The organism is Klebsiella sp. ZJOU C1, assembly GCF_035620215.1.
Lineage (GTDB): Bacteria > Pseudomonadota > Gammaproteobacteria > Enterobacterales > Enterobacteriaceae > Klebsiella > Klebsiella variicola.
The window spans coordinates 2504264-2530200 of record NZ_CP141644.1 but is presented as its reverse complement, the minus strand read 5'-3'; the positions used below and the strand labels follow the sequence as shown (position 1 = coordinate 2530200).

At 59.8% G+C, this 25937-nt stretch carries 25 protein-coding genes; 12 read left to right on the top strand and 13 right to left on the bottom strand.

The features are described from left to right. Nucleotides 1-46 precede the first annotated feature (46 nt). Nucleotides 47-1663: a mechanosensitive ion channel family protein gene (locus SPE70_RS12015; protein WP_064170117.1), complete on the top strand. Its 1617-nt coding sequence runs from the start codon at nucleotides 47-49 to the stop codon at nucleotides 1661-1663. A gap of 501 nt (nucleotides 1664-2164) precedes the next feature. Here the strand turns inward: SPE70_RS12015 and pcaC are convergent. From pcaC to SPE70_RS11985, 6 genes are read right to left on the bottom strand one after another with little or no spacing between them, the layout of a single operon-like run. Next, nucleotides 2165-2554 (bottom strand): 4-carboxymuconolactone decarboxylase, encoded by a 390-nt coding sequence (pcaC, locus tag SPE70_RS12010; RefSeq protein WP_008805049.1) that lies wholly within the window; start codon nucleotides 2552-2554, stop codon nucleotides 2165-2167. After that, nucleotides 2544-3311, bottom strand: coding sequence for a 3-oxoadipate enol-lactonase (pcaD, locus tag SPE70_RS12005; protein WP_016160947.1), 768 nt, complete (start codon nucleotides 3309-3311; stop codon nucleotides 2544-2546). The genes pcaC and pcaD overlap by 11 nt, the downstream gene beginning before the upstream one ends. Then, on the bottom strand, nucleotides 3301-4653 hold the full coding sequence (locus tag SPE70_RS12000; protein WP_136047371.1) for a 3-carboxy-cis,cis-muconate cycloisomerase: 1353 nt from the start codon (nucleotides 4651-4653) through the stop codon (nucleotides 3301-3303). Before SPE70_RS12000 ends, pcaD begins: the two co-directional genes overlap by 11 nt. Nucleotides 4654-4662: 9 nt before the next feature. Then, on the bottom strand, nucleotides 4663-5865 hold the full coding sequence (gene pcaF, locus SPE70_RS11995; protein ID WP_064170119.1) for a 3-oxoadipyl-CoA thiolase: 1203 nt from the start codon (nucleotides 5863-5865) through the stop codon (nucleotides 4663-4665). A 10-nt stretch (nucleotides 5866-5875) separates the two neighbouring features. Then, a complete protein-coding gene (locus SPE70_RS11990; RefSeq protein ID WP_012541879.1) occupies nucleotides 5876-6532 on the bottom strand; it encodes a 3-oxoacid CoA-transferase subunit B in 657 nt (218 codons plus the stop codon). 10 nt (nucleotides 6533-6542) lie between these two features. Further along, nucleotides 6543-7229, bottom strand: coding sequence for a 3-oxoacid CoA-transferase subunit A (locus tag SPE70_RS11985; RefSeq protein ID WP_008805054.1), 687 nt, complete (start codon nucleotides 7227-7229; stop codon nucleotides 6543-6545). A 169-nt stretch (nucleotides 7230-7398) separates the two neighbouring features. Here SPE70_RS11985 and SPE70_RS11980 point away from each other — a divergent pair, with 169 nt between their 5' ends. After that, nucleotides 7399-8205, top strand: a complete 807-nt coding sequence (locus tag SPE70_RS11980; RefSeq protein WP_008805055.1) for an IclR family transcriptional regulator domain-containing protein — start codon at nucleotides 7399-7401, stop codon at nucleotides 8203-8205. On the opposite strand, the gene smrA is transcribed toward SPE70_RS11980, so the two are convergent. Beyond that, nucleotides 8202-8765 (bottom strand): DNA endonuclease SmrA, encoded by a 564-nt coding sequence (gene smrA / locus SPE70_RS11975; protein WP_064143855.1) that lies wholly within the window; start codon nucleotides 8763-8765, stop codon nucleotides 8202-8204. The genes SPE70_RS11980 and smrA overlap by 4 nt on opposite strands. Nucleotides 8766-8866: 101 nt before the next feature. After that, entirely contained in the window at nucleotides 8867-9775 is a 909-nt protein-coding gene (locus SPE70_RS11970) for a LysR family transcriptional regulator (protein ID WP_008805057.1), read from the bottom strand. Between the two features lie 166 nt (nucleotides 9776-9941). Between SPE70_RS11970 and SPE70_RS11965 the strand changes: the two genes are divergently transcribed. From SPE70_RS11965 to abgT, 3 genes are all read left to right on the top strand, one after another. Further along, nucleotides 9942-11252: a M20 family metallo-hydrolase gene (locus SPE70_RS11965; RefSeq protein WP_064170120.1), complete on the top strand. Its 1311-nt coding sequence runs from the start codon at nucleotides 9942-9944 to the stop codon at nucleotides 11250-11252. Beyond that, nucleotides 11252-12697 (top strand): M20 family metallopeptidase, encoded by a 1446-nt coding sequence (locus tag SPE70_RS11960; RefSeq protein WP_064170121.1) that lies wholly within the window; start codon nucleotides 11252-11254, stop codon nucleotides 12695-12697. The genes SPE70_RS11965 and SPE70_RS11960 overlap by 1 nt, the downstream gene beginning before the upstream one ends. Before the next feature lie 123 nt (nucleotides 12698-12820). After that, nucleotides 12821-14347 (top strand): p-aminobenzoyl-glutamate transporter, encoded by a 1527-nt coding sequence (gene abgT, locus SPE70_RS11955; protein WP_064170122.1) that lies wholly within the window; start codon nucleotides 12821-12823, stop codon nucleotides 14345-14347. A 32-nt stretch (nucleotides 14348-14379) separates the two neighbouring features. Here the strand turns inward: abgT and SPE70_RS11950 are convergent, their stop codons facing one another. Continuing rightward, entirely contained in the window at nucleotides 14380-14538 is a 159-nt protein-coding gene (locus SPE70_RS11950; RefSeq protein WP_012541886.1) for a hypothetical protein, read from the bottom strand. A gap of 257 nt (nucleotides 14539-14795) precedes the next feature. On the opposite strand from SPE70_RS11950, the gene ogt reads away from it, so the two are divergent. From ogt to uspE, 3 genes are all read left to right on the top strand, one after another. Next, nucleotides 14796-15311, top strand: a complete 516-nt coding sequence (gene ogt, locus SPE70_RS11945; RefSeq protein WP_012541887.1) for a methylated-DNA--[protein]-cysteine S-methyltransferase — start codon at nucleotides 14796-14798, stop codon at nucleotides 15309-15311. Nucleotides 15312-15505: 194 nt separating this feature from the next. After that, on the top strand, nucleotides 15506-16258 hold the full coding sequence (fnr, locus tag SPE70_RS11940) for a fumarate/nitrate reduction transcriptional regulator Fnr (protein ID WP_002903394.1): 753 nt from the start codon (nucleotides 15506-15508) through the stop codon (nucleotides 16256-16258). A gap of 138 nt (nucleotides 16259-16396) precedes the next feature. Next, a complete protein-coding gene (uspE, locus tag SPE70_RS11935; protein ID WP_008805063.1) occupies nucleotides 16397-17347 on the top strand; it encodes a universal stress protein UspE in 951 nt (316 codons plus the stop codon). A gap of 116 nt (nucleotides 17348-17463) precedes the next feature. On the opposite strand, the gene SPE70_RS11930 is transcribed toward uspE, so the two are convergent. From SPE70_RS11930 to pntA, 3 genes are all read right to left on the bottom strand, one after another. Next, nucleotides 17464-17652, bottom strand: coding sequence for a YdiH family protein (locus tag SPE70_RS11930; RefSeq protein WP_004887037.1), 189 nt, complete (start codon nucleotides 17650-17652; stop codon nucleotides 17464-17466). 148 nt (nucleotides 17653-17800) lie between these two features. After that, on the bottom strand, nucleotides 17801-19189 hold the full coding sequence (pntB, locus tag SPE70_RS11925) for a Re/Si-specific NAD(P)(+) transhydrogenase subunit beta (protein WP_012541888.1): 1389 nt from the start codon (nucleotides 19187-19189) through the stop codon (nucleotides 17801-17803). Between the two features lie 10 nt (nucleotides 19190-19199). Continuing rightward, the gene (gene pntA, locus SPE70_RS11920) at nucleotides 19200-20729 is read right to left on the bottom strand and encodes a Re/Si-specific NAD(P)(+) transhydrogenase subunit alpha (RefSeq protein WP_022065678.1); all 1530 of its coding nucleotides are present in this window, start codon (nucleotides 20727-20729) and stop codon (nucleotides 19200-19202) included. Between the two features lie 522 nt (nucleotides 20730-21251). Between pntA and ydgH the strand changes: the two genes are divergently transcribed. The 3 genes from ydgH to folM all read left to right on the top strand — a co-directional run bounded on the left by ydgH (nucleotide 21252) and on the right by folM (nucleotide 24521). Continuing rightward, nucleotides 21252-22202 carry a DUF1471 family protein YdgH gene (ydgH, locus tag SPE70_RS11910; protein ID WP_008805066.1) on the top strand — a complete coding sequence of 317 codons (951 nt, stop codon included), beginning with the start codon at nucleotides 21252-21254 and terminating at the stop codon, nucleotides 22200-22202. A 177-nt stretch (nucleotides 22203-22379) separates the two neighbouring features. Next, nucleotides 22380-23762 (top strand): amino acid permease, encoded by a 1383-nt coding sequence (locus tag SPE70_RS11905; RefSeq protein WP_012541893.1) that lies wholly within the window; start codon nucleotides 22380-22382, stop codon nucleotides 23760-23762. 36 nt (nucleotides 23763-23798) lie between these two features. Then, nucleotides 23799-24521: a dihydromonapterin reductase gene (gene folM / locus SPE70_RS11900; RefSeq protein WP_324726649.1), complete on the top strand. Its 723-nt coding sequence runs from the start codon at nucleotides 23799-23801 to the stop codon at nucleotides 24519-24521. On the opposite strand, the gene SPE70_RS11895 is transcribed toward folM, so the two are convergent. Further along, nucleotides 24518-24853, bottom strand: a complete 336-nt coding sequence (locus SPE70_RS11895; RefSeq protein ID WP_008805069.1) for a GlpM family protein — start codon at nucleotides 24851-24853, stop codon at nucleotides 24518-24520. The two genes, folM and SPE70_RS11895, sit on opposite strands and share 4 nt — an antisense overlap. Nucleotides 24854-24981: 128 nt before the next feature. On the opposite strand from SPE70_RS11895, the gene rstA reads away from it, so the two are divergent. Continuing rightward, a complete protein-coding gene (gene rstA, locus SPE70_RS11890) occupies nucleotides 24982-25704 on the top strand; it encodes a two-component system response regulator RstA (protein WP_023322533.1) in 723 nt (240 codons plus the stop codon). Nucleotides 25705-25937: the final 233 nt, after the last annotated feature.

Here is a 25937-nt window from a genome sequence, read left to right as displayed (position 1 = left end):
GTTGTTTGCTGAAAAATAACAATAATTCTCTTTCTCAGGTGCCTCTATGAACAGGATGAGCGTGGTGATCCTCTGGGCGCTGGCGCTGCTGGTGCTAAAGCCGGCGCTGGCTGCCGAACCGCGACAGCAGCCGACCGCCCGCGAGCAGGCACGCACAGTCACGATTTTCCATCAACCTGTCGTCATGTTGCAGGCTACTTTCGGCCAGACCACGCCCGAAGAGCGCGTCCTGCGTACCCGCAGCGCCTTACGCGCCTTTACTGAAGACGATATTCGCCAACCGCTGCGGGTCGTTGCGGTCAACCGCTATGGTCAGCCGGGCCGGCTGTTTCTGATGAACGGCAAACCGGTGCTGCTGCTGAGCCAGGCGGATCTCGATGAGGGCGATGATTTAACGCTCGACCAGGCGGCCCAGCGGGTGCTGGCGCGAATGGAGGCCCAGCGCACCAGCCTGCAGGAACAGTTCAACAACCGTTATCTGCTGCTTTCCGCCGGCAAAGCGCTGGCCGGAGGGCTGCTGCTGGCGCTGTTTTACTACGGCGCCTTCCGCGCCTGGCGGCGGGTGCGGCGCTTTTTCCTGCTGCGGATCCTTGAAAAACGCAGCGCCATCCCGCAGCACTGGCGGCGCTATCTCGGCAATATTGAAGTTCGACTCTATGCTGTGCTGGTCATTCTCGTCGGCATGCTGGCCAGTTATCTCTGGCTGAGCTGGGCCTTCAGCCTGTTTCCCTGGACACGGGTGTGGAGTGAATCGCTGGGTGACTGGTCGCTGGGCGTGATCCGCGATCTCTCCCTGTCGATTGTCGCCTCCCTGCCGGGGCTGATGATTGTGGTACTGATTTTCCTGATCACCTGGCTCATCATTCGCCTGGTGAAAGTGGCTCTCGACCAGGTCGCCGCCGGCCGCATTCAGGTGCCGGGCATCCATCCGGAAACTGTCAGCGCCACCCGTCGGTTGATCTCGGTGGTCATCTGGCTGTTTGCCCTGTCCGCCGCCTACCCGTTCCTTCCCGGCGCCAACTCCCTCGCCTTCAAAGGCATTAGCGTATTCTTCGGCCTGATGCTGACCCTCGGATCGACCGGAGTGATGACCCATGCGATGAGCGGCCTGGTGCTGATCTACTCCCGGGCGCTGCGCAAAGGCGACTGGATCCGCCTCGCCGACAATGAGGGACAGGTCAGCGAGATTGGCGTGCTGGCGACCAAGATCCTCACCCGTGAGAATTACATTGTCACCGTCCCGAACGCCGTGGTGGTGAGCGGGAAAATTATTAATCTCAGCGCCGAGAGCACCGACGGCGGGTTCAATCTCACCACCAGCGTCACCATCGGCTACGATACGCCGTGGCGTCAGGTGCATGCGCTGCTGGAGCTGGCGGCAAGACGCACCCCTGGGGTGGATCAACAAATCGCCCCGATAGTTCGCAAGCTGGGGTTGCTTGACTGGTACACCGCGTATGAGCTGCAGGTGCGCTTGCTCCCCACAACTAAGCTGCCGGATGGCCGCAACGCGTTGCATAGCAGTATTATTGATGTGTTTAACGAATTCGGCGTGCAGATTATGTCGCCGAACTTTGTGATGCAGCCCAAGGCGGCGGTGGTGGTGCCGCAGGAGGCCTGGTACGCCGCCCCAGCCGTCGCGCCGCAGGAGCCTGAGAAATAAGGGCTAATATAGCGGCATTTCCGCCGGGTGGCGGCTTCACCGCTGAGCAAGAACAGCCAGCGCAGAGCCGCGTTTGTGCCGGGCGGTGGCTAACGCCTTGCCCGGCCTACGGATCGTGCGACCTGTCACTCATTTACCCACTTGCGCGACTGAAACTGCCGATGCTGGCGGCCTCAAAATCGCTGAGACGTTCCCGGCAGGCCGGGGCAGCCTGCAGGGATAAGTCGAAGGCACCACGCAGTGGCGATTTTGCTGGCCGGAGCCCGGGGGTACAGGGGGCGGCGGCGACTGGCCGCCCCCTGTGCGCTCCCCGCGCCATAAGAGACATAACGCAGAAGATCAACCGGGAGCGCAATCTGCCCGGAATTAACATAGAAGTTGTAGCCCTGCCAAACATAGTGCGAACAGGGACATTTCCGGTTGTGCCGTTATTTCGCCGGGTGGCGGCTGCGCCTTACCCGGCCTACAACGACTGCCGGGCAATCCGACTCGGACGACGACTCAACCCTGCGCGGCGTCGATGTCGTCAAACACCTGCTGCGCCAGATGCATCGTGGCATTCGCCGCCGGCAGCCCACAGTACAGCGCAGAGTGCATGATCAACTCTTTCAGCTCATCGCGGGTGACCCCGTTGTTAAACGACGCGCGCAGATGCATCTTCAGCTCCGCCTCGCGATTGAGAGCAATCAGCATGGCAATGGTGATCATGCTGCGGGTGTGGTGGTCGAGCCCCGGACGGGTCCAGGTCTCACCCCAGGCGTAGCGGGTGATAAAGTCCTGAAACTCGTCATTCAACGGCGTCAGATGCTGCAGGGTACGGTCGACGTGGGCGTCGCCCAATACTTTGCGCCGTACCGTCATTCCGTCCTGATAGCGCTGTTTATCCTCCATGGCGTTCCCCCTGGAAAAAGCTTAGCAGCGCCGAAGTAAAGCTTTTCGGCGCCTCAATGTTTGACAGATGCGATGCCGCCAGCACCACCACCTGGGAAGAGGGGATCTGCTGCTGCAGGAAACTGGCGTCACTGACCGTAGTGACAGGGTCACTTTCACCGGCGATAATTAATGTCGGCAGCGGGATCTGCCCCACTTCGCCCCGCAGGTCGGCGGCGGCCAGCGCCTCGCAGCAGGCGGCATAGCCTTCGACGTCGGTATGGGTTAACTGGTGGCATAGCGCCTCCACCACCTCCGGCGCCTTCTGGCGAAACGCATGAGTGAACCAGCGATCCGCCGCCCCGGCGGCCACCACCGCCATTCCCTCCTGGCGTACCGCCCGCGCCCGCGACAGCCAGCTGGCCTGATCGCCAATGCGCGCCGCGGTGTTGGCAACGGCCAGACCATAAAAACGTTCTGGCGCAAAGCGTCCCAGCCACAGGCCGGTCAGACCGCCCATCGAGATCCCGCAGAACCAGGCGCGGTCGATATTCAGGTGATCGAGCAGCGCAATCACATCTTCCCCCAGCTGGGCGAGGGTCACTTTGCCATTTTTCGTCGTATTACCGTGACCGTGGGTGTCATAGCGCAGCACCCGAAAATGGGCGGTTAACGCCTCGATCTGCGGCTGCCACATCGCCCGGGTGGTGCCCAGCGAGTTGGAGAGGACGATAACCGGCGCGCCCTCCGGCCCGTCGAGTTGATAATCAAGATTCATCACGTTGCTCCTGATAACGCGCCAGCACCTGGCGCACAAAGCGTTCGGCGCTGCCGGTCGCCGTTGCCGGGTCCAGCAGCGTGGTTAAGCGTTCACGAGAGAGATACTGACTGACCTGTGGGTCAGCCGCGAGCAGATCGACCAGCGGAGAGTGACGGTCCAGCGCCTGACGGCACAGCGCCTCGATATGATGATGCGCCTCGGCTTTGCCGATGAATTCCGCCAGCGCCAGGGTCACCGCCTCGGCCATGATCAGCCCGCGGGTGATATCGAGATCGGCACGCATTTTCTGCGGGAAGACCTGCATATCGCGCACCAGCGCTTCACTTTGCGCCAGCGCCCCGCCCACCAGAGTAATCAGATCCGGCAGCGTCTCCCACTCCGCCTGCCAGCCGCCCAGCGCCCGCTCGTGCTGCTGGAGCTGGCTGGCGTAGAGGGTCGCCATCAGCCCCGGCGTACGCTGGGCGGCGGTCAGGATCGCCGCGCAGGCCACCGGATTGCGCTTATGCGGCATCGTCGATGAGCCGCCGCGGCCTTCCGCCACCGGCTCGCCGACCTCAGCCACTTCGGTCTGCATCAGCAGGGAGAAGTCGTTAGCGAATTTCCCCAGGGTACCGCAGACACCGGCAAACCAGGCGCCCGCCTCCAGCAGCCGATCGCGCTGGCTGTGCCACGGGGTATCCGGCAGCGACAGACCGAGGATCTGCGCCAGCGCCTGGCCAACCGCCGGCCCTTTCTCTTTTAGCGCGTCCAGAGTGCCCGCGGCGCCGCCAAACTGCAGCACCAGCAGCCGCGGACGCATCTCGCGCAGCCGCTGCTGCCAGCGCAGGAGCGCGTCGAGGGTGCCCGCCAGCTTCAGGCCAAAGGTCACCGGCAGCGCATGCTGCATCCAGGTCCGACCCGGCATGACAGTATCGCGATAACGATCCGCCTGGAGAGCCAGGGCAGCCAACAGCTGCTCAAGCAAGGTCTCAGCGGCATCCAGCGCCCCGCGCAGCTGGAGCACCAGTCCGGTGTCGATGGCGTCCTGACTGGTGGCTCCCCAGTGGACGTAGCGCGCAGCCTCGGGATCTCGCGCTTTTACCTGTACCGTCAGCTGTTTCACCAGCGGGATCGCCAGGTTACCGGCCCCCACCGCCGCCTCGCCCAGCGCGGCAAAATCGATGGTCTCGTGGCGGCAGGCCGCGACAATCGGCCCGACCGCTTCCGGCGGCACCATCCCGCAGACGGCCTGCGCCTGCGCCAGCGCCGCTTCAAAATCCAGCATGCCCTGCACCCGCTGCGCGTCGCTGAACCAGTCGGTCAGCGGACTGCTGCGCAGCATTGGGGTCAACAAACTCATTCTGGCTCCTTAAACACGTTCAATAATCAGGGCGATCCCCTGTCCGACGCCGATGCACATGGTGCACAGGGCGTAGCGGCCGCCGGTCCGTTTCAGCTGATAAGCCGCGGTCATCGCCAGCCGGCCGCCGGAGGCACCGAGCGGGTGGCCCAGCGCGATCGCCCCGCCGTTAGGGTTCACGTGGGCGGCATCATCCGGTAAGCCCAGATCACGGGTCACCGCCAGCGCCTGAGCGGCGAAGGCTTCATTCAGTTCGATGACATCCATCTGGGCTAATGTCAGGCCGGTCTGCGCCAGCACCTTACGCACCGCGGGCGCCGGGCCAAAGCCCATGATCCGCGGCGCAACACCCGCCGTCGCCACGCCGACCACCCGGGCCAGCGGTTGAAGATCGTGAACCGCCAGCGCCGTCTCGCTGGCCAGCAGCAGCGCACAGGCGCCATCGTTAACGCCGGAGGCGTTACCGGCGGTGACGCTGCCGTCGGCGCGCACCACGCCGCGCAGTTTAGCCAGCGCCTCCAGCGAGGTACTGCGCGGGTGCTCATCGCGGCTAAACAGCAGTGGCTCGCCTTTACGCTGCGGCACCTGGACGGCGATCAGCTCATCGGCGAAACGCCCCGCCTCCTGCGCCGCGGCGGTACGCAGTTGACTGCGTAAGGCGAACGCGTCCTGATCGGCACGGGAAATGGCAAACTCATCGGCGACGTTTTCCGCCGTCTCCGGCATGGAATGCACGCCGAACAGGGCTTTCATCTGCGGGTTAATAAAGCGCCAGCCGATGGTGGTATCCTCCATCTGCATGCTGCGGCTAAAGGCGCTCTCTGCTTTCCCCATCACAAACGGCGCGCGGGACATGCTCTCCACGCCACCGGCGATCATCAGCTGCGTCTCGCCGCTTTTAATCGCCCGCGCCGCGACGCCGATCGCATCGAGGCTGGAACCGCACAGGCGGTTGATGGTGCTCCCGGGCACGCTCTCCGGCAGCCCGGCCAGCAGCAGCGCCATCCGCGCCACGTTGCGGTTATCTTCCCCGGCCTGGTTGGCGCAGCCAAAGATCACATCGTCAATGCGCGAGGGATCCAGTCCCGGGTTACGCTCCAGCAGGGCTTTTAATGGCAGCGCCGCGAGGTCGTCGGCGCGCATCGTCGCCAGGGTACCACCGAAACGGCCAAAGGGTGTACGTACCGCATCACAGATAAATGCCTGATTCATCATAGGTTCCTTACGCGCTTTCCGCCAGTTGTTCAAAGGTCAGCGCCACCGGAGTGATGCGCTGCAGCTCTTCAAAAGAGAGACCGTTAAAGATTTCACGTACCACCGGGCCGCGGTCGGTGATGTCGATCACCGCCAGGTCGGTATAGATCCGGCTGACGCAGCCGACGCCGGTCAGCGGGTAGCTGCACTGCGCCACCAGCTTGCACTCGCCGTCACGGGTCAGGTGGTCCATCATCACGAACACCTGGCGGGCGCCGATGGCCAGATCCATCGCCCCGCCAACGGCCGGGATCGCATCCGGCGCACCGGTGCTCCAGTTGGCGAGGTCGCCGCTGGCGGAGACCTGATAGGCCCCCAGCACGCAGATATCGAGATGGCCGCCGCGCATCATGGCGAAGGAGTCGCCGTGGTGGAAATAGCAGCCGCCCTGCAGGAGGGTGACATACTCTTTACCGGCATTGATCAGCTCGGGATCTTCTTCCCCGGGCTGCGGTTTCGGCCCCATCCCCAACAGGCCGTTTTCGCTGTGCAGGAACACTTCTTTGTCGGCGGGCAGGTAATTGGCAATGCGGGTCGGCAGGCCGATGCCGAGGTTGACGTAAGCGCCTTCGGGAATATCGCGGGCCACGCGCTGGGCCATTTCGTCACGGGTCAGTTTTTGCATCTCGGGCTCCTCAGGCGCGTTGTGCGGCAGTCAGGTTTTCCAGCGAGAAGACACGCTGGACGAAAATGCCGGGGGTGATGATGTGTTCCGGGTCGAGGTCGCCCAGCGGCACCAGCTGCGAGACCTCGACGATGGTGGTTTTCGCCGCCGTCGCCATGATCGGGCCAAAGTTGCGCGCCGCCTTGCGATAGACCAGGTTGCCCCAGCGGTCGCCCTGATGGGCCTTAATCAGCGCGAAATCGGCTTTAATCGGATATTCCAGTACGTAATGGCGACCATCGATTTCCCGCGTCTCCTTGCCTTCCGCCAGCGGTGTGCCGTAGCCGGTGGGGGTAAACACTGCCCCCAGCCCGGCGCCAGCCGCCTGGATCCGCGCCGCGAGGTTACCCTGCGGCACCAGCTCCAGCTCCACTTTGCCGCGGCGATAGAGGTCATCGAAAATCTGGGAATCCACCTGGCGCGGGAAGGAGCAGATCATCTTGCGTACTCGCCCGGCTTTCAGCAGCGCCGCGAGACCCACTTCCCCGTTGCCGGCGTTGTTATTAATGATGGTCAGGTCGCGGGCGCCCTGGTCAATCAGGGCGTCAATCAGAAAGGTCGGCTGGCCGGCGGGACCAAAGCCGCCGATCATAATAGTCGCCCCGTCGTGGATCCCGGCGATGGCCTCGCTCAGCGTCGATACGCTTTTATCAATCATCAGGTCGCTCCAGTGATGTGCGGTAATCGCACTTTTATTCGTTGTTCGCACAAAATGTGACCCGCTTAACGATGTCGGTCAAGGGCGATAATCGAAATATGGTGCGATAATCGAACATCGGTTATCTTTAGCGAAAGAATGTGATCGATGGCAAATATGGGGAACAGAAATGGACAAGCATCCAGACGATTTACTGACCGGCGACGGCGATCCGTTTAAGGGCGATCCTAACTTTATGGCCTCCCTGGCGCGCGGCCTGGAGGTGATTCAGGCGTTCACGCCGCAGCGGCCCCTGCTGTCTATCTCGCAGATCAGCCAGAAGACCGGCATTCCGCGCGCGGCGGTGCGCCGCTGCCTGTATACCCTGAGCAAGCTGGGGTTCGTGTATGCCGAAGACGGTAAGAATTTCCAGCTGCGACCGCGGATCCTGGCGCTGGGCCACGCCTGGCTGGCCTCGACGCCGCTGGCGCGTTCGGCGCAGCCGGTGCTGCGACATCTGAGCGAAATGCTCAACGAGTCCTGCTCCATCGCCACCCTCGACGGGGACGATATTCTGTATATCGCCCGCGCCTCCAGCTCGCGGATTATGACCATCGACCTGGATATCGGCAGCCGCCTTCCGGCCTGGGCGACCTCGATGGGCCGGGTGCTGCTCAGCCATCAGCCGGAGGAGAAGCTCAACGACATGCTGGCTCGGGTGACCATGATCCGCTATACCCCGCAGACGGTGGATTCGGTGGCGAAGCTGCGCGCCGAACTGAAACGGGTGCATCAGCAGGGGTATGCCCTCAACGACCAGGAGCTGGAGATGGGCCTGCGCTCCCTCGCGGTACCGCTGTTTAACGCTCAGGGGCAGGTCCAGGCGGCGCTGAACGTTGGGGTGCATGCGGGCCAGATGTCGGCCCGCGAGATGATCGATCGCGTGCTGCCGGAGCTGCAAAAAGCCGCCCGCGAGCTGACGCTGCTTCTGCGCTAACGACTGCGCTTGGCGTGCTGCTCCCAGGTCTCCTGCTTCGCCTCGGCCGATTTACGCAGCGCGACATAGCAGGCGCCGCTGCCGCCATGATGTGGAAGCGCGGCGCAGAAGGCCTGCACCTCCGGCAGCTCTTCCAGCCAGCGCGCCAGATAGCTGCGGATAATATTGGCGTGGGACTGGTCGTCGCGGCCTTTGCCGTGAACGATCAGCACATTACGTAACCCCTCTTTCTGCGCCTGCACCATAAAGGCGAAGAGCATCTGTCGGCACTGTTCCACCGGCTGGCGCAGCAGGGAGAGGCTCGCCTGCTGGCTGTATTTCCCCCGCCGCAGCTTATCCAGCACGCCGCTCTGCAGCCCTTCACGCTTAAACTCCAGCGGCGTGGCGAGCGGCACGATATCGAGATAGCCGGTGGTGAGAAAATTATCCAGTTGCAGGGTATCGACGCGCTGCGGGGCCCGGCTGTTGCGCCCGGGATGCCAGTGCACGTCATTGTTACGTTTCAGAGGCTGGACATCTTCCATGGCGTCAAGAAACAGGGATTTGTCATCAAGGTTCATGGGCTCTCCTCCAGCGGCTGTCGCCAGCTACTATAGCCGCCCGGCGCTTCCCCCTCAACGCGTTTAGCCGCGTTCGCTGGCAAAGTGAGCGAGACGGGCGATTAAGGAAACAATTGTCGGCTTTGGCGGCGAAACAGCGTGATTAACGACGCCGTTAATGGCGTCTGCCGGGTATCGCGCCGCTGGATCAGATAATAGGTGGCCGTCGGCAAGACGTCGCGGACAGGGATCATCACCAGCTTGTCCGCCATCAGCGGATCGTTGCCGAGCTCCACCGGCAGGATGCTGAGAAAATCACTTTTCACCACCAGGCTAATGCACGACGAGAAGGTTTCGCAAACAATATCTACCTTAGGCGCTAACCCGGCCTGATTAAGCCGGTCCTGCAGCTGTTTAAAGTAGCTGCCGCGCGGCGTCGGCATGGTCCAGTGGTGATCCATCAACTCCCCCAGCGAGGTGGCCTGCGCCGCAGGATGTCCTGCACGGGCGAACACCGCGAACGGTTTCTCAAACAGTTTCTCAAAGCTGAACTCATGGTCGTACGGCCCGGGGTAATAGGTATTGATGGTGAAATCCAGCTCTCCCTGGCGCAGCTCATTGATCATCGCCAGCAGCTGGCCCTCCATAATCCGCACCTTTACCTGCGGATGCTGCTGATGAAAGCGACAGATCACCGACGGCATCAGCGACCGGGCGACGCTGGCGCCAAGGCCAATATTAATTTGCCCGGCCTGCTCGCCCTGGCGCTGCAGCAGTTCGTCCTGCGCCGCCCGCAGTTCCTCAAGGATCAAGCTCGCATGTTGGTAAAAGCTTTCGCCGTTTTCGGTCAGCGCCACCCCCTGACTGCGGCGCACGAACAGCTGGGCGGAAAGCCCCTCCTCCAGCTCTTTAATCGCTTTGGTCAGGGCCGGCTGCGAGACCGCCAGCGCCCGGCTGGCGCCGCGAATACTCCCTTCCCGGGCCACTTCGACGAAGGCGCGGATATGATGAAATTTAATCTGAAATGCCATGCTTTCGGTGATAACCATTATTTATCAGACAGAAGAAAATTACATCTACTGTAATCCATCAGGCTATGGCAGGTTAAGTGGGATACGGCCTGTAAAACGCAAGTGATAAACAAAAGCTATCACATCGTGAACGCCGTCACATTTTTTACTTATGACAGGATGAGCTATGCCGCAACTTGATGAATACCTCCACCAGCTGGCGCCGGCCATGATCCAATGGCGCCGTGATTTTCACCTGCACGCGGAATCCGGCTGGCTGGAATTCCGCACTGCCAGCAAGGTGGCGGAGATCCTCGACGGGCTCGGCTATCAGCTGGCGCTGGGGCGCGATGTCATCGATGCCGATAGCCGGATGGGGCTGCCGGACGAGGATACCCTGGCCCAGGCTTTCGAGCGCGCCCGCGAACAGGGCGCGCCGGAACGCTGGCTGCCGGCGTTTGAAGGCGGTTTCGCCGGCGTGGTCGCCACGCTCGACACCGGGCGGCCCGGCCCAACCCTGGCCTTCCGCGTCGATATGGATGCCCTTGACCTCAATGAACAGCACGACGACAGCCACCGCCCTCATCGCGACCATTTCGCCTCCTGCAACGCCGGCATGATGCACGCCTGCGGCCATGATGGCCATACCGCCATCGGGCTGGGCCTGGCGCATGTCCTGAAGCAGTATGCCGCGCAGCTCAACGGGGTGATCAAACTGATTTTCCAGCCCGCTGAAGAGGGCACCCGCGGCGCCCGGGCGATGGTGGCCGCCGGCGTGGTGGATGACGTGGATTATTTCACGGCGATCCATATCGGGACCGGTGTGCCGGTAGGTACCGTCGTCTGCGGCGGCGACAACTTTATGGCCACCACTAAATTCGACGTGCAGTTCAGCGGCGTGGCCGCCCACGCCGGCGGCAAGCCGGAGGAGGGGCGCAACGCGCTGCTGGCCGCCGCCCAGGCCGCTCTTGGCCTGCACGCCATCCCGCCGCACAGCGCCGGCGCCTCGCGGGTCAACGTCGGGGTGATGCAGGCGGGCACCGGGCGCAACGTGGTGCCCTCTTCCGCGCTGTTAAAAGTGGAAACCCGCGGTGAAAGCGAAGCCATTAACCAGTACGTGTTCGAGCGGGCGCAGCACGTCGTCGCCGGGGCGGCGGCGATGTACGAAGCCCGCTACGAACTACGCATGATGGGCGCGGCGACCGCCAGCGCACCGTCGCCGGCGTGGGTGGACTATCTCCGCGAACAGGCCGCCGGGGTGCCCGGCGTGCAACAGGCGGTGGATCGTATCGCCGCCCCGGCGGGCTCGGAAGACGCCACCCTGATGATGGCCCGGGTCCAGGCGCGCGGCGGCCTCGCCTCATACATGATTTTCGGCACCGAACTGAGCGCCGGTCACCACAACGAGAAGTTTGACTTCGACGAGAGCGTCATGGCGCTAGCGGTAGAAACTCTGGCGCGTATCGCGCTTAACTTTCCCTGGCAGCGGGGGGTGTAATGGAAGCCATTTTTCAGTTTGTGGACGAGATGATTGAGACGCGACGCGAGGCGTACTGCGCCATCGCCGATGACATCTGGGATCACCCGGAGACCCGCTTTGAGGAGTACTGGTCCGCCCAACGCCTGGCGGATGCACTGGAGGCAGAAGGTTTCCAGCTCACTCGCGATGCGGGTGGGATCCCGAATGCCTTTATCGCCAGCGTCGGCGAAGGCCAACCGGTGATTGCCCTGCTCGGCGAATTTGACGCCCTGGCGGGCCTCAGCCAGCAGGCCCACTGCGCGGAACCGACACCCTCGACACCGGGAGCCAACGGCCACGGCTGCGGGCACAATCTGCTCGGTACGGCGGCATTCGCCGCGGCGGTCGCCGCCAAAGCCTGGCTGCAACAGCATGGCGGCGCGGGCACGCTGCGCTTCTATGGTTGTCCCGGCGAGGAAGGCGGATCGGGAAAAACCTTTATGGTGCGCGAAGGGTTGTTTGATGATGTCGATGCGGCGCTGACCTGGCATCCGGAAGCCTGGGCCGGGATGTTCAGCACCCGCACCCTCGCCAATATTCAGGCGGCATGGCGTTTTACCGGCACCGCCGCCCACGCTGCGAATTCGCCGCACCTGGGCCGGAGCGCGCTGGATGCCGTCACTCTGATGACCACCGGCAGCAACTTCCTCAATGAACATATCATCGAGAAGTCGCGGGTCCATTATGCCATTACCGATACCGGCGGTGTCTCGCCAAACGTGGTGCAGGCTCAGGCGGAAGTGCTGTATCTGATCCGTGCGCCGGAGATGGCCGACGCGGAGCAGATCTTCGCCCGCATCGAGAAGATTGCTCAGGGGGCCGCGCTGATGACCGAGACCCAGGTCAGCTGCCGCTTTGAAAAAGCCTGCTCCAGCTATCTCCCCAACCGCACGCTTGAGGCGGCGATGTATCAGGCGGTCTGTCATTACGGTACCCCCGCCTGGAGCGACGAGGAGCGCGCTTTTGCCGCGGCGATACGCGCCACCCTCAGCGCCAACGATATTAACAACAGCCTGAACAATATTGCCGGCACCAGTGGCGAGGAAGGTAAAACGTTCGCTCGTCGCCACCGCGACACGCTGCTGATTGATGAGGTGGCGCCCTGGGCGGCCACGGATAACGTCCTCGCCGGCTCCACTGACGTCGGCGATGTCAGCTGGAAAGCGCCGGTGGCTCAGTGCTTCAGCCCGTGCTTCGCGGTGGGAACCCCGCTGCACAGCTGGCAGCTGGTGAGTCAGGGCAGAACCTCCATCGCCCATAAAGGGATGTTGCTGGCGGGGAAAGTGCTCGCGGCGACCGCGATCCGTTTATTCAGCGACAGCGCCCTGCTGGCGGCCAGCCAGCAAGAACTCAGGCAGGTACTGGCCGAACGCCCCTATCGTTGCCCGATCCCGGCGGAGGTGAGTCCGTCCGTTTTACGATAACCACTTAAGACAGGCTACTCCTGGCCAACGCTGACCGGCATCGCGGCACGCACCGACCATAATAACCGCCGGCAGTACGGGAGCAGGCCTGCCCAACACAACAACGACAACAGAGGAACGCCCATGAGTATGTCATCCATACCGTCGTCTTCCCCCGGCGGAAAGCGCTATGGCTGGGTAGAGAAGATCGGTAACAAAGTCCCGCACCCGTTTTTGCTGTTTATCTATCTTATCGTGGCGCTGATCGCGGCTACGGCGATACTTTCCGCCTTCAACGTCGGGGTGCAGAACCCTACGGATGGTTCACGGGTGGTGGTCAAAAATCTGCTCAGCGTGGAAGGGTTGCACTGGTTTTTGCCCAACGTCATTAAAAACTTCAGCGGTTTCGCGCCGCTGGGGGCGATCCTCGCCCTGGTGCTGGGCGCCGGCTTCGCCGAGCGGGTGGGCCTGTTACCCGCACTGATGGTGAAGATGGCCTCTCACGTCAGCGCCCGCTATGCCAGCTATATGGTGCTGTTTATCGCCTTCTTCAGCCATATCTCTTCTGACGCGGCGCTGGTAATTATGCCGCCGCTGGGCGCGCTGATGTTCCTCGCCGTCGGTCGGCATCCTGTCGCCGGCCTGTTGGCGGCGATTGCCGGTGTGGGCTGCGGCTTTACCGCCAATTTACTGATCGTCACCACCGACGTACTGCTCTCGGGGATCAGCACCGAGGCGGCAAAATCCATCGATGCCTCTTTGCACGTCAGCGTGATCGACAACTGGTACTTTATGGCGACCTCAGTGATCGTCCTGACGCTCGTCGGCGGACTGATCACCGATAAGCTGGTGGAGCCGCGGCTGGGGCAGTGGCAAGGCAGCCGCGATGAAAAGCTGCAGACCCTGACCACTGAGGAGCGTTTCGGCCTGCGCATCGCCGGGGTAGCGACGCTGGCGTTCGTGGCGGTCATCGCCCTGATGGTGGTTCCTGAAAACGGCATTCTTCGCGATCCGGTTCAGCACACGGTGATGCCCTCGCCGTTTATCAAAGGCATCGTGCCGCTGATTATCTTTTTCTTCTTTGTCGTGTCGCTGGCATACGGCATCGCCACCGGCAAAATTCGCCGCCAGGCCGACCTGCCGCAGCTGATGATTGAGCCGATGAAAGAGATGGCCGGGTTTATCGTGATGGTCTTCCCGCTGGCGCAGTTCGTGGCGATGTTCAACTGGAGCAACATGGGCAAGTTTATGGCCGTCGGTCTGACGGACCTGCTGGAGAGCGCCGGGATGAACGGCGTCCCGGCGTTTGTCGGGCTCGCGCTGCTGTCGGCTTTTCTGTGTATGTTTATCGCCAGCGGCTCGGCCATCTGGTCGATTCTGGCGCCTATCTTCGTGCCGATGTTTATGCTGCTGGGCTTTCACCCGGCCTTTGCGCAGATCCTCTTTCGCATCGCCGATTCATCGGTGCTGCCGCTGGCGCCGGTGTCGCCGTTTGTGCCGCTGTTTCTCGGCTTCCTACAGCGCTACCGACCGGATGCCCGCCTCGGCACCTACTACTCGCTGGTGCTCCCTTACCCGCTGATTTTTCTTGCCGTCTGGCTGCTGTTGCTGGTGGGCTGGTATCTGGTGGGACTGCCGATCGGCCCGGGCATCTATCCGCATCTTCCTTAACCTGCTGACAGGCCAGGGATGGCCGTATAGCCTTAACGCGACACCTTCGTTTTCACTTTGCTGGCCGCATGATCCACACTGGCTAATTTATAGAAAAGCGCTTTGTACACCCTTTCAAACACCAGGGTCAGACCGTGGATCGCTAAGCCGCTGATGATCAATACCAGTACGCCAGTCAGTATATATTGCATAGCTCCACCTCTGAGTGATTAATAGCGCCGCGCTGAGGCGTCGGCACCCTACCGGGCGCGTGAAGCACCGGCATCGTCAGTTAAAAAGTAGCAAAAACCATGCCCGATAACCCGCCAGGATCGATCCAAAAATAAATCATTGTGGCTTACGCAGAGCGCCAGCCCGTGATGCGGCTTTATCTTTTGGGAGTATAGTTGACTGTCGTCAGCGCGTGGTATCGTGTGCCCCTCATGTACGATGGTGGATGACAGAAACGATGTTGACCTTGCTGCAGGATAAAATGGATACCCCGCTGGGGCCGCTGTGGGTACTTTGCGACGAACAGTTTAATTTGCGCGCCGTCGAGTGGGACGAGCACCGCGATCGGATGGAAACCCTGCTCGACGTTCACTATCGCCGGGAAGGCTATCAGCGCGTCGACTGCCGCAACCCAGGCGGCCTCAGCAGTAAGCTGAACGACTATTTCGCCGGCGATCTGGCGATTATCGATACCCTGGCTACCGCCACCGCCGGCACACCGTTCCAGCGCCAGGTCTGGCAGGCGTTACGCGATATCCCCTGCGGCCAGGTGATGCACTATGGCCAACTGGCCGAGGCGCTCGGACGCCCCGGCGCCGCGCGCGCGGTGGGCGCCGCCAATGGCGCCAATCCGGTGAGTATCGTGGTGCCCTGCCATCGGGTCATCGGGCGTAACGGTACCCTGACCGGCTATGCCGGGGGCGTGCAGCGAAAAGAGTGGTTATTGCGCCATGAAGGGTATCTTTTACTTTGACTGAAAATGCCTTTTCTGGAATCTTCAGGTAATTTTACAATCAAACATAGCGAAATAATCTATTGCTTATCAAGCAGATATGCATCCGTTTTGATTTACCCTGCTGATATTACGTGTTTCCGGGTCTGAAGACTTACCTGCTGATCAAAAAGATGTTAAAATTGACCAATATCAATTAAGGCCTGAGCAGACATATGATCCCTGAGAAGCGAATTATTCGACGCATTCAGTCTGGCGGTTGTGCTATCCATTGTCAGGATTGCAGTATCAGCCAGCTCTGCATCCCCTTTACTCTGAACGAGCATGAGCTTGATCAGCTGGATAATATTATCGAGCGGAAAAAGCCTATCCAGAAAGGTCAAACCTTGTTCAAAGCCGGTGATGAGCTGAAGTCGTTGTACGCTATTCGCTCCGGGACCATCAAAAGCTACACCATCACTGAGCAAGGTGATGAGCAGATCACCGGCTTCCATCTGGCGGGCGATCTGGTGGGCTTCGACGCCATCGGCACCGGTCTGCACCCGAGCTTTGCGCAGGCGCTGGAAACCTCGATGGTCTGCGAAATCCCCTTCGAAACCCTTGACGATCTTTCCGGAAAAATGCCGAATCTGCGTCAGCAGATGATGCGCCTGATGAGCGGCGAGATTAAAGGCGACCAGGATATGATCCTGCTGCTTTCCAAAAAGAATGCCGAAGAGCGCCTGGCGGCGTTTATCTACAACCTCTCTCGTCGTTTCGCCCAGCGCGGCTTCTCACCCCGTGAGTTCCGCCTGACCATGACCCGCGGCGACATCGGTAACTATCTCGGCCTCACTGTCGAAACCATCAGCCGTCTGCTGGGGCGTTTCCAGAAAAGCGGCATGCTGGCAGTGAAAGGCAAATACATCACTATTGAAAACAGCGATCTGCTGGCCCAGCTGGCCGGTCAGGCGCGCAACGTCGCTTAATCTCTGCGCACCACCTGGTCACGATCGGCAATTTTTTAAGATTTGTTGATCTGACCAGGCTCCTCCCCTGTTTCAATTCATCCATATAGGTTATCTTTTTAGTAACTGACGGTAGCTGCAGTTGTAAGGAGACCCTGTATGGCGAAGTATCAGAGCATGCTGGTAGTAATCGATCCTAACCAGGACGACCAGCCGGCACTTAGGCGCGCGGTGTACCTGCACCAACGGATTGGTGGACGCATCAAAGCCTTTTTGCCGATCTATGATTTTTCTTATGAAATGACCACCCTGCTGTCGCCGGACGAACGAACGGCGATGCGCCAGGGCGTTATTGCCCAACGTACAGCCTGGATCCGCGAGCAGGCGAAATTCTATATTGAATCGGGTGTGCCGATCGACGTAAAAGTGGTGTGGCACAACCGCCCCTTCGAAGCCATTATTCAGGAAGTTATTAGCGAGAAACACGACCTGCTGTTGAAGATGGCCCACCAGCACGACAAACTGGAGGCAGTGATCTTCACACCCACCGACTGGCATCTGTTGCGTAAGTGCCCCTGCCCGGTGTGGATGGTAAAAGACCAACCGTGGCCGGAAGGTGGCAAAGCGCTGGTCGCGGTCAATCTCGCCAGCGAAGAGAATTATCACAACACCCTGAACGAAAAGCTGGTTCGGGAAACGCTGTCGCTGGCGCAAGAAGTCAACCATACCGAAGTACATCTCATCGGCGCCTACCCGGTGACCCCCATCAATATCGCGATTGAGCTTCCGGATTTTGATCCCAGCGTCTACAACGACGCCATTCGCGGTCAGCACCTGCTGGCGATGAAAGCGCTGCGGCAGAAGTTTGGCATCGATGAGAAATTCACCCACGTGGAAAAAGGCCTGCCTGAGGAGGTGATCCCGGATCTCGCCGAGCATCTGCAGGCGGGGATCGTGGTGCTGGGAACGGTCGGACGTACCGGCCTGTCAGCGGCGTTCCTCGGCAATACCGCGGAACAGGTGGTCGATCATCTGCGCTGTGACCTGCTGGTACTCAAACCGGAGGCCTACCAGACGCCGGTGGAACTGGACGACGACGACGACGATTAACCCTCTTCTCGTACCGCTCATCTTCCCCCGCCTCGCGGGGGATTTTTTTGCTTGCTGCCAGTCAGGCACAAAAAAAGGGCCGCTGGCGGCCCCTGTCACTGTCCAGCGAGAATGGCTTAGTGGATACCCAGACGCCAGGCCAGATCGATCTCTTCTTTCAGCTCCAGCGATGAGAGCGCCATCAGGTCAGCAAACTCCAGCTCCAGCAGTTTCAGCTTTTTCAGATACTGCGCTGGGGTCATGACGGTAGTGTCGCGGCGTAAGAATTCGATGGCCATCTGCGTTGGGGTTAACTCGGTATCCATAATATCCTCTGTCTGATGTAATAACCGGGACATTATATCATCTCTCACCGCTTATTTTATGAACAATTCCAGGCATCTCTCCGCATATAAAAAAGCCGTCTCACAGGAGACGGCTTATAAACAAACGTTGTAAAACAAGCGTGCTACATTACAGCGCTTTCAGGATCGCATCGACGCTGGCTTTCGCATCCCCAAACAGCATATGGGTGTTCTCTTTGAAGAACAGCGGGTTCTGTACGCCGGCGTAGCCAGTGTTCATCGAACGCTTAAAGACCACCACGTTCTGCGCTTTCCAGACTTCCAACACTGGCATACCCGCGATAGGGCTCTTCGGATCGTCCTGCGCCGCCGGGTTGACGGTGTCGTTGGCGCCAATCACCAGCACGGTGTCGGTATCGCTGAAATCGTCGTTGATCTCATCCATCTCCAGCACGATGTCGTAAGGCACTTTGGCTTCCGCCAGCAGCACGTTCATATGCCCCGGCAGACGCCCGGCCACCGGGTGAATACCAAAGCGTACTTTGATACCCCGCGCCCGCAGCTTCTCGGTAATTTCTGCCACCGGATACTGCGCCTGGGCCACCGCCATACCGTAGCCAGGGGTGATGATCACCGACTGCGAGTTTTTCAGCATCTCCGCTGTCTCTTCCGCGCTAATCTCGCGATGTTCGCCCACTTCTTCATCGCCGCCGCTGGAAGACCCATCGGTGCCGAAGCCGCCAGCAATCACGCTGATAAAGGAGCGGTTCATCGCCTTACACATAATGTAAGAGAGGATGGCACCGGAAGAACCCACCAGCGCGCCGGTGACGATCAGCAGGTCATTGCTCAGCATAAAGCCCGCTGCCGCTGCCGCCCAGCCCGAGTAGGAGTTGAGCATGGAAACCACCACCGGCATATCCGCGCCGCCGATAGAAGCCACCAGGTGCCAGCCGAAGGCCAGCGCGATCGCGGTCATCACCAGCAGGCACAGGACCTGGGTACCAGTGCTGTCGGCGCGAACAAAAATCACCATCAGCACGAAGGAGACCACCAGCGCCGCCAGGTTCAGCTTATGGCGATTGGGCAGCATCAGCGGCTTCGAGGAAATTTTGCCGCGCAGTTTACCAAACGCCACCACCGAACCGGTGAAGGTGACTGCACCGATGAAGATGCCGAGGAACACTTCGGTCAAATGGATATTGACCAGAATCTGCTCCATCCCGGTTTCATGCTGCAGGTAGCTGTTAAAACCCACCAGCACCGCCGCCAGGCCCACGAAGCTGTGCAGGATAGCCACCAGCTCCGGCATCTCGGTCATCTCGACCTTTTTCGCCAGACGAATACCGATCGCCCCACCGATCACCATCGCGAGGATGATCCAACCGACGTTGCCGGCGTCCGGCCCCAGAATCGTGGCGATCAGGGCGATAGCCATCCCGGCGATGCCGAAATAGTTGCCCTGCTGCGACGTTTCGTGTTTCGACAGACCCGCCAGGCTGAAAATAAACAGGATTGCGGCAACAATGTATGCAGCTGTAACTAATCCACCAGACATGTGCTACCCCTTATCCTTTGCGAAACATTTTCAGCATGCGCTGAGTCACGGTAAAACCACCGAAAATATTAATGCTGGCGATCAGTACCGCGATAAAGCTCAGGAAGCTGACCCAGCCCCCGTGGCCTATCTGCAACAACGCACCAACAACGATAATGCCCGAAATCGCGTTCGTCACCGACATCAGCGGCGTATGCAGCGCATGGGAGACGTTCCATACCACGTAGTAACCTACTACGCAGGCCAGCGCGAAGACGGTGAAATGGCCAAGAAACTCTTTTGGCGCGACGTTCGCCAGCCAGCCGAAGAGGATAATCGCCAGCGCTATCAGGGCATATTTACGCCATGGGGACACCGGTTTTGCCGCTTCTTTCGGCGCTTCCACTTTTTTCGCTGCAGCCTGCGGCTGAGCGGAGACCTGAATCGGCGGCGCCGGCCAGGTGATTTCGCCTTCGCGCACTACGGTCACGCCGCGCACCACCACGTCATCGAAATCGATAACAATGTTGCCATCTTTCTCTTTGCACAGCAGCTTCAGCAGGTTAACCAGGTTGGTACCGTAGAGCTGGGAAGACTGGGTCGGCAGACGGCCCGGCAGATCGGTGTAACCAATAATTTTCACGCCGTTGGCGGTGGTGACCACTTCGCCGGGCACGGTGTACTCACAGTTGCCGCCATTTTGCGAGGCGAGGTCGACCACCACGCTGCCCGACTTCATGGAGTCGACCATCTCGCGGGTGATCAGTTTCGGTGCCGGTTTACCCGGAATTAACGCCGTGGTGACGATGATATCGACATCTTTCGCCTGGGCGGCGAACAGCGCCATTTCGGCCTTAATAAAGGCCTCAGACATCACCTTGGCGTAGCCGTCGCCGCTGCCGGCTTCTTCTTTAAAGTCCAGCTCGAGGAACTCGGCGCCCATACTCTGCACCTGCTCCTTCACTTCCGGACGGGTATCGAAGGCGCGGACGATAGCGCCCAGGCTGTTGGCGGCGCCAATCGCAGCCAGACCGGCCACCCCGGCGCCGATGACCATCACCTTCGCGGGCGGAACTTTGCCTGCCGCCGTAATCTGTCCGGTAAAGAAACGGCCGAATTCATGGGCCGCTTCCACGATTGCACGGTAGCCGGCAATGTTTGCCATTGAACTGAGCGCATCCAGCGACTGGGCGCGAGAAATACGCGGCACCGAATCCATCGCCATCACGTTGATATTACGGGCCGCCAGTTTTTCCATCAGCTGCGGGTTTTGCGCAGGCCAGATAAAACTTATCAGCGTGGTTCCCGGATTCAGCAGTGCAATTTCATCGTCATTTGGAGCATTGACCTTGAGGATGATGTCAGACTGCCAGACCTCGTTGCCCGCGACGATCTCAGCCCCTGCCTGGGTAAAGGCGGCATCGTCAAAGCTGGCCAGTTTCCCGGCCCCGCTTTCTACCGCGACGCTAAAGCCGAGTTTAAGCAATTGCTCAACGGTCTTCGGCGTGGCGGCGGCCCGGGTCTCCTGGGCTAGCCTCTCTTGTGGTACACCAATACGCATAGTTTTCCCTTCCATCGGTTTTTGATGATGGTTTACTTTTCTGACCAACAACGACAAGACGGCGAAATCTTCCTCGCCATCATTCCGCTGTCTGCAAAATGAAACAGTAACAAACTTTTTATAACCTACTGAAAATAGCGATTGTGATCTACAGCGATAAAACAGAAATTTTGATTTTATTGCTTATTGTCAGCACAGATGGTTTCGGGCAGCAATATTTACCTGAATTTCTCACTCAGGCCTGATAATCCGCTTATCCAGCGTGATAAAACGCCATTTATCGCCATTGAGATCATTGTATTAACATTACGTTAACTAATAAAAGTGGTATCGATTATCGTTTTTGCTGGTCAAGCGGCTGTTTTTTCAACATATCGAAAAATGTTATCTTTCCGTAGTATACGATTCGGGCGGCAAGCAAAAAATGACGCAGACAGTCACAACGATTAAATGCAATAATCAAACGTTTTCAGTCAACAACAACACCAGTATATGGTTTGCGCAAGGCAAAGGATTATTTTTATGAAGCTTAAAAACACCCTCCTGGCGTCTGCTCTCCTGACAACCGCCACGTTGTCTGCCCATGCAGCGACCGAGTTGACCCCGGAGCAGGCGGCTGCGCTGAAGCCCTACGATCGCGTTGTCGTCACCGGCCGGTTTAATGCCATTGGCGACGCGGTACAGGCGGTATCGCGTAAAGCCGACAAAGACGGCGCGGCCTCATTCTATGTTGTCGACACGTCGGACTACGGCAATGGCGGCAACTGGCGCGTCACGGCTGACCTCTATAAAGACAACGCGCCGCAAGCGGATGCGCCGAAAAATCGCATCATCAATGGCGTGGTAGAACTGCCGAAAGATCAGGCCGTGACGCTGATGCCTTACGACACTGTCACCGTTCAGGGCTTCTATCGCAGCCAGCCGGAAGTCAATGATGCCATCACCAAAGCGGCAAAAGCGAAAGGCGCCTATGCGTTCTTTATCGTGCGCCAGGTGGATGCCAACCAGGGCGGCAACCAGCGCATTACCGCTTATATCTATAAAAAAGATGCTGAAAAACGCGTGCTGCAGAGCCCGGACGCCATCCCGGCAGACTCTGACGCCGGTCGCGCGGCGCTGGCCAAAGGCGGTGAAGCCGCGAAAAACGTGGAAATCCCGGGCGTCGCCACCACCGCGGCTGTGGGCTCAGGCACTGGCGTCGGTCGTTTCTTCGAGACCCAGTCTTCCAAAGGCGGGCGTTACACTGTCACGCTGCCGGACGGCACCAAAGTGGAAGAAGTGAACAAAGTGACCGCGGCGCAAATGGTGCCGTTCGATAATATCCAGTTCACCGGCAACTACGGCAACATGACGGAAATCTCCTATCAGACGGCGAAACGCGCGGCGAAGAAAGGGGCGAAGTACTACCACATCACCCGTCAGTGGCAGGAACGCGGCGGCAACATCACCATCAGCGCTGATTTGTACAAATAATCACTGCTGGCTGGCTAAAAAGGCGGCGCAATGCCGCCTTTTCATTTTTTTTCATCCCCCGCCATTGCATGGCTCCCGGACACTCCGTAAAATCCCGCGCCTTAGCGCAATCCTCCATTTTTATGCGATTTCGCAAAATAAATATTCTGGAACAGCCATTTTCACCTCGGGAATGCAATGGAAAAGAAACTGGGCCTGAGCGCCCTGACCGCCCTGGTCCTTAGCTCAATGCTCGGCGCTGGCGTATTCAGTTTGCCGCAAAATATGGCTGCCGTAGCCAGCCCCTCCGCTTTGCTTATCGGCTGGGCCATCACCGGCGTCGGGATCCTGTTCCTCGCCTTCGCCATGCTGCTGTTAACCCGCATTCGCCCCGACCTCGACGGCGGGATCTTCACCTACGCCCGCGAAGGGTTCGGTGAGCTGATTGGCTTCTGTTCCGCCTGGGGATACTGGCTCTGCGCGGTGATCGCCAACGTCTCCTATCTGGTCATCGTCTTTTCGGCGCTCAGTTTCTTCACCGATACCCCTGAGCTGCGCCTGTTTGGCGATGGCAACACCTGGCAGTCTATCGCTGGCGCTTCGGTTTTGCTGTGGGTTGTCCATTTTCTGGTCCTGCGCGGCGTGCAGACGGCGGCGGGGATTAACCTGGTGGCCACCCTCGCCAAACTCCTGCCGCTGGGCGCGTTTATCGCGCTCGCCGCCCTGGCCTTCCAGCTGGATACGTTCCGCCTCGATTTCCGCGGACTGGCGCTGGGAATCCCCGTGTGGGAGCAGGTTAAAAACACCATGCTGATCACCCTGTGGGTGTTTATTGGCGTGGAAGGTGCCGTCGTGGTTTCTGCCCGCGCCCGACACAAGCGCGATGTCGGTCGCGCAACGCTGCTGGCGGTGCTCTCCGCCCTCACGGTCTATCTGCTGGTCACCCTGCTGTCGCTGGGCGTGGTGCCGCGCAGCGAACTGGCCGGTATGCGTAACCCGTCGATGGCGGGACTGATGGTCAACATGATGGGTTCGTGGGGAGAAATCGTGATTGCGGCGGGCCTGATCGTGTCGGTGTGTGGCGCCTACCTGAGCTGGACGATTATGGCTGCGGAAGTGCCTTTCCTGGCCGCCACGCATAAAGCCTTCCCGCGCCTGTTTGCCCGCCAGAACAGCAACAATGCCCCGTCCGCCTCGCTATGGCTGACCAATATCAGCGTTCAGGTATCGCTGGTGCTGATCTGGTTGACCGGGTCGGACTACGGCACCCTGCTGACCATCGCCTCAGAGATGATCCTCGTCCCCTATCTGCTGGTCGGCGCCTTTCTGTTGAAAATCGCCACTCGCCCGCTGCACAAAGCGGTGGGTATCGGCGCCTGCATTTATGGCTTATGGTTATTATACGCGTCGGGACCTGTGCATTTGCTGTTGTCGGTGGTACTTTACGCTCCGGGTCTTCTGGTCTTTTTGTACGCTCGACGTACGCACCAGCACGATCGTTCGCTCAAACGCCGCGAATTGGCGCTAATTGGTTTATTGCTGGTTGCCGCTGTGCCGGCAACGTGGATGCTGGTGGGGTAAGCGCTCGCCCTGCCGCAGAACGCATAGGAGATACCCATGGCTGAACAACAGCCCCGCCCGATTCTGATCACAGGAGGAGGCCGCCGCATCGGTCTCGCGCTGGCACACCATTTCCTGCTGCAACACCAGCCGGTCGTCGTCAGCTATCGCACGCCCTATCCGGCGATCGACGGCCTGCGCGACGCGGGCGCCCTCTGTCTGCAGGCCGATTTCAGCAGCGATGACGGCATACTCACCTTCGCCAAAGCGGTCAAGTCGCACACCAGCGGCCTGCGCGCCATCATCCACAACGCCAGCGACTGGATGGCGGAGAAGCCGGGGGTTGCGCTGAGCACAGTGATCAACCGCATGATGCAGATCCACGTCCATGCCCCCTATCTGCTCAACCACGCGCTGGAGGATCTGCTGCGCGGCCACGGCCATGCCGCCAGTGATATTATCCATATTACCGATTACGTCGTGGAGCGCGGCAGCGATAAACATATCGCCTACGCCGCCAGCAAAGCCGCGCTGGACAATATGACCCGCTCCTTCGCCCGCAAGCTGGCGCCGGAGATCAAGGTCAACGCCATCGCCCCGTCGCTGATTATGTTTAATGAGGGTGACGACGAAGCCTATCGTCAGCAGGCGCTGGATAAATCGCTGATGAAAATCGCCCCAGGCGAAAAAGAGATTAGCGACCTTATCGACTATCTGTTTACCAGCCGCTACGTCACCGGCCGGTCCTTCGCCGTCGACGGCGGCCGCCCGCTGCGCTAGTGAAAGTGGTTCCAGCCCAGGATTAACAGCCAGGCGCATAGCCCCCAGCATCCCACCGCGCCTGCCAGCGCCAACGGCAGGCGCATGATCCCGGTGAAATACCACAGCGATACCAAATAGACAAAATAGGGAATAATCGACCACATGCCGAACACGATGGTGGCGCGCAGGGCTTCAATACCGCGCTCGCTGGCGACGATATAGTGGGCGATGAGCGCAAAGGTAGGAAATAGCGGGATCAGCCCGGCGAGAGCGTAATTTTTCGTTTTTGCCAGCACGCCAATCAGCACCACCACCAGCGCACCCAGCAGCCCTTTGATTAACAGCCCCATGTCCTTATGCCTTAACAATGAATCAACAAGTTAGCGCAGCATAGCGGAAATAGCGCTGTTTATAAAAGAGTAATGGCGGGTAAAATAGACGCAGTGTATGTTACTTCTTTTACTGATGTGCAATAGACATGAATAAAATCGTTTTTGTTGAGGATGACCCTGAGGTTGGGGCGCTGATCGCCGCCTATCTCGGCAAGCATGATATGGAGGTGGTGGTCGAGCCTCGCGGCGACCGCGCAGAGGACGTGATCGCGCGGGAGAAACCGGACCTCGTGCTGCTGGACATTATGCTGCCCGGCAAAGACGGGATGACGCTCTGCCGCGATCTGCGCGGGCAATGGCAAGGGCCCATTGTCCTGCTGACCTCACTCGACAGCGACATGAACCATATCCTCTCCCTGGAGATGGGCGCCAGCGATTATATCCTGAAAACCACGCCGCCAGCGGTGCTTCTCGCGCGACTGCGTCTGCATTTACGCCAGCATATCGCTCCGGCGGGCGCCGGCGCCGGTACCCCGGCAACGCTCACGCCGCACAAAACCATCTCCTTTGGTTCGCTGACCATTGACCCGGTCAACCGCCAGGTGCTGCTTGGCGGAGAAAGCGTCGCATTGTCGACGGCCGATTTCGATCTGCTGTGGGAGCTGGCCACCCACGCCGGGCAAATTATGGACCGCGACGCGCTGCTGAAAAATTTACGCGGCGTCACCTACGACGGGATGGATCGCAGCGTTGACGTGGCTATCTCCCGCCTGCGCAAAAAACTGCTCGACAACGCCACGGAGCCCTATCGTATTAAGACCGTTCGCAACAAAGGCTACCTGTTCGCCCCACACGCCTGGGACAACTAAGCTTCTCCCGCGGCCCTGCGAGGGGCCCGTTTTATGGCGCACTCCCCGACAGTAACCACCTCAACTTTTACTGCTTAGGGCAACTGCGCGGGTTTCCCTCTTCGCGCCCGCTGCCCGCTGCGAATTTGTCATATTGCGTAAATCAATAGGTTTAGCCGTACAGTTCCCCATCACATAAGCCTTCAATATGATTGTGCTCAAGGACTTACCGTTATCAGAGTGGCATAAAGCCT